Origin of the sequence: Mesorhizobium alhagi CCNWXJ12-2, from assembly GCF_000236565.1 — a bacterium.
GTDB lineage: Bacteria > Pseudomonadota > Alphaproteobacteria > Rhizobiales > Rhizobiaceae > Allomesorhizobium > Allomesorhizobium alhagi.
The window spans coordinates 1-3,790 of record NZ_AHAM01000043.1 but is presented as its reverse complement, the minus strand read 5'-3'; the positions used below and the strand labels follow the sequence as shown (position 1 = coordinate 3,790).

4 protein-coding genes are annotated in these 3,790 nt (G+C 66.1%); 3 read left to right on the top strand and 1 reads right to left on the bottom strand.

All coding sequences use genetic code 11. The features are described 5' to 3' along the window. On the bottom strand, positions 1–389 hold a 389-nt coding region (locus MAXJ12_RS06480; RefSeq protein ID WP_040585152.1), incomplete at its 3' end, for a TetR/AcrR family transcriptional regulator. Positions 390–516: 127 nt separating this feature from the next. On the opposite strand from MAXJ12_RS06480, the gene MAXJ12_RS06475 reads away from it, so the two are divergent. From MAXJ12_RS06475 to MAXJ12_RS06465, 3 genes are all read left to right on the top strand, one after another. Further along, positions 517–1,125, top strand: a complete 609-nt coding sequence (locus tag MAXJ12_RS06475) for a CDP-alcohol phosphatidyltransferase family protein (RefSeq protein ID WP_008834994.1) — start codon at positions 517–519, stop codon at positions 1,123–1,125. A gap of 24 nt (positions 1,126–1,149) precedes the next feature. Continuing rightward, complete coding sequence (locus MAXJ12_RS06470; protein ID WP_008834993.1) at positions 1,150–2,934, top strand: bifunctional alpha/beta hydrolase/class I SAM-dependent methyltransferase; 1,785 nt, start codon at positions 1,150–1,152, stop codon at positions 2,932–2,934. A 7-nt stretch (positions 2,935–2,941) separates the two neighbouring features. Continuing rightward, positions 2,942–3,790 (top strand): phosphatase PAP2 family protein (locus MAXJ12_RS06465; RefSeq protein WP_008834992.1); only part of this gene is annotated, 849 nt, incomplete at its 3' end.

Here is a 3,790-nt window from a genome sequence, read left to right as displayed (position 1 = left end):
GCGGCCCCCTGCCGTTCCGGCACATCTTTCGAAGCGCGGAAGCCGAGTTCGAAAATCGCCGACCACAGCCGGGGGTTGGCCAGCACGAACTCGAAATAGGTCTGCCCGAGCAGCGTCAGCGCGCGTTTGGGCAATGCGCTCGAAGGATCGCGCGCGAAGGCCGACGCGACCGCCGCTTCGAGCCGCGCAACGGTGCGCGAATTGACCGCCGCCACCAGCGCGTCCATGTCCGGGAAGATGTTGTAGATGGCGCCGACCGCGCAACCGGCCTCGCCCGCCACCTCGCGCGCCGTCAGCGCCGGATAGCCGTTCTCGGCGATCCTGCGCTCGGCGATGTCGATCAGCGACCGCCTGAGCCGCTCGCGCCGTTCTTGCGTCTTCTTCGCCAATGCTCCATCCTTGGCCGTCACAATTTGAACACTGTTCACAAACACCTTGAACATCGTTCACAGTTGTGGCAATAAAGACGTGAACGTGGTTCAAGTCAAGGTTTGCGGACTCGGGGGAGCCGTGCTGATGCCGACACTTTACGCGCTGAAACCTGCATTCCAATCGACGCTCAGGCCGCTGGTCGACATGCTCGCCGCAAACGGCGCGACCGCCAACCAGGTGACGCTCGCCGCCGCCTTCCTGTCGGTCGCAGCAGGCGCCGCCATCGCGGCGTTTCCGGAAATCGGCTGGGTGTTCCTGCTGCTGCCGGCCGTTCTGTTCGTCCGCATGGCGCTCAACGCCATAGACGGCATGCTGGCGCGGGAGCATGGCCAGGCCTCGCGGCTCGGAATGTACCTCAACGAACTCTGCGACGTCGTCTCCGACCTCGCCCTCATCCTGCCCTTCGCGCTGGTGGTGGCCTTCCCCGCCTGGGGCGTGGCCGCCTTCGCTATCGCCGCCATCCTTGCCGAATTCGCCGGCGTGCTTGGCGTGGCGGCGGGCTCCGGCCGCAACTATGCCGGTCCGTTCGGCAAGAGCGACCGGGCTCTGGCGCTCGGCGTCATCGCGGTGCTGGTCGCAGCGGACTTTGCCCTTCCGCTGATCGCGCCGTGGATATTTCCAGCGATGGCGCTGCTGTCGCTGGTCACCGCCGTCAACCGCGTTCGCGCCGGCCTCGCCGCCGGCACGGCCTGATTTGCACTCCGGAGAAACCCGCAAATGCCGCACGAGACCTTGTCCGCCGCGCCGCCTGCCGCCGGGCGACCCGCATTCGAGCGCACCTTCCAGAGCCATGACGGCGCCGAGATCTTCTACCGCTGCTGGCCGGCGGTAAGCGCTGCCCCCAAGGGCGCAATCGTGCTGTTCCACCGCGGCCACGAGCATGGCGGCCGCGTCGCCCATCTCGTCGACGAGCTCGCAATGCCGGACTACGCCTTCTACGCCTGGGACGCGCGCGGCCATGGCAGGTCGCCCGGCCAGCGCGGTTATTCTCCCTCCTTCGCCGCATCGGTGCGCGACGTCGATTGCTTCATGCGCGAGATCGAGACGCGGGACGGCTTCAAGCTCGGCGACATGGCGGTCGTCGCGCAATCCGTGGGCGCGGTGCTGGCCGCAACCTGGGTCCACGATTACGCGCCCGATATCCGCGCTTTGGTGCTGGCCTCGCCCGCCTTCTCGGTAAAACTCTACATGCCCTTCGCCAAGGAGAGCATCGCGTTGTGGCAGAAGCTGCGCGGCGTGTTCTTCGTCAATTCCTACGTGAAGGCCAAATTCCTGACCCACGATCCGGAGCGCATCGCCTCCTTCGAGGCCGACCCGCTGATCACCCGGCCGATCGCCTCGAACATACTGGTCGAGCTTTACCGGCACGCTGCCCGCGTGGTGAACGATGCCCGCGCCATCACCGTGCCGACGCAATTGCTCATCTCGGGCAGCGACTGGGTTGTCAGGCACGCCCCGCAGCACGAATTCTTCGTCAATCTCGGCAGTTCCATCAAGGAGCGCCACGTCCTGAAGGGTTTCTTTCACGACACGTTGGGCGAACGCGACCGCGCGCCGGTGGTCGGTGACGTCCGGCGTTTCATCACCGAGCAGTTCGCAAAGCCGATCGAGCGTGCAGATCTGACCGCCGCGCATCTGTCCGGCTTTACCCGCGACGAGGCCGACCGGCTCGCCTCGCCGCTCGATCCGTTGTCGCCGAAAGGCCTCTATTGGGCGCTGAACCGCGCCTTCATCAAGCTCGGTGCGTGGTTCTCCGCCGGCCTCAAGACCGGCGTCGCCACCGGCTTCGATTCCGGCTCCACCCTCGACTACGTCTACGAGAACGAAGCGCGCGGCCTCGGACCGGTTGGTCGCGCCGTCGACCGCATCTTCCTCGACGCAATCGGCTGGCGCGGCATCCGCCAACGCAAAGTGCACCTGGAAGAGATGATCCCGGCGGGGATCGCGCGCCTGAAACAGGCCGGCCGGCCGGCAAATGTGCTCGACATCGCCGCCGGCCACGGCCGCTATGTGCTCGACGCGATCGCCAAATGTCCCGACCAGCCTGCCGCTGTTCGCCTGCAGGACTATTCCGACATCAATGTCGCGGCCGGCCAGAAGCTGATCGCGGCGCGCAAGCTGCCGCAGAGCTTCTCGTTCCACCGCGCCGACGCGTTCGACGGCGAGGCGCTCGCCGCCCAGACCCCCGCGCCCAATCTCGCCATCGTCTCCGGCCTTTACGAACTCTTCCCCGACAATGCGCTGATCGCGCGGTCGCTCGGTGGCATCGCTCGCGCGATGACGCCGGGCGCGCTGCTGATCTACACCAACCAGCCCTGGCACCCGCAGCTCGAAATGATCGCGCGCAGCCTGACCTCGCATCGCGGCGGCGAAGCCTGGGTGATGCGGCGGCGCACGCAGGGCGAAATGGACCAGCTTGTCGAGGCCGCCGGCTTCCGCAAGCTCGACCAGTGCATCGACCAATGGGGCATCTTCACCGTGTCGCTCGCCGAACGCATCTGAGGTCCGAATGCACGCGCAGGAGACGGTCGCAGAACCCTACCGCCCCGTGGCGAAACGGGCAGCCTTGTGGCTGCTGTTTCTCGCCCCGTTCTTCTATCTGACCTACGGCACGGCCAACTGGCTCGCCTCCCTGCGCGACGATGTCGGCAGCATCGTCTTCGACTGGGAGCGCGCAGTGCCGTTCATGGCCTGGACCATCGTGCCCTACTGGTCGATCAACCTGTTCTATGCGCTGTCGCTCTTCGTCAACGACACGAAAAGCGGCGTCGATCGCCTCGCCGGCCGCTATCTGACGGCACAGATCGTCGCCGTCTCCTGTTTCCTCGCCTTTCCGCTGGCCGCCACTTTCGTGCGGCCCGAGACAACCGGCCTGCCGGGCTTCATGTTCGCCGTGCTCGGCGGCTTCGACAAGCCGTTCAACCAGGCGCCGTCGCTCCACATAGCGCTACTCGTCATCATCTGGGATCATCTTCGCCCCAGGTTCTCCGGGCCGGCGAAGATCGTATGGCACGGCTGGTGTTTGCTCATCGGCGCATCGGTGCTGACCACATGGCAGCATCATTTCATCGACATCCCGACCGGCGCGCTGCTCGGCCTGTTCGCGCTGTGGCTGTTTCCGCGTGCCGGCGCCCTGCCCTTCTCGAGCTTCGCCCTGACCGGCGATCGCTGGGCGCGACGGCTCGGCGCATCCTACGCAGCAGGCGCGGTGTTGCTTCTCGCGGCGTCAATCGTCGGCGCATTCGCGTCGGCCATCTGGCTCGTTCTTTTGTGGCCGGCGCTGGCGCTTGCCATCGTTGCGTTCGGCTATTTCGGCGCGGGTGCGAAAATCTTCCAGAAAGCCGATGACGGCACGGTT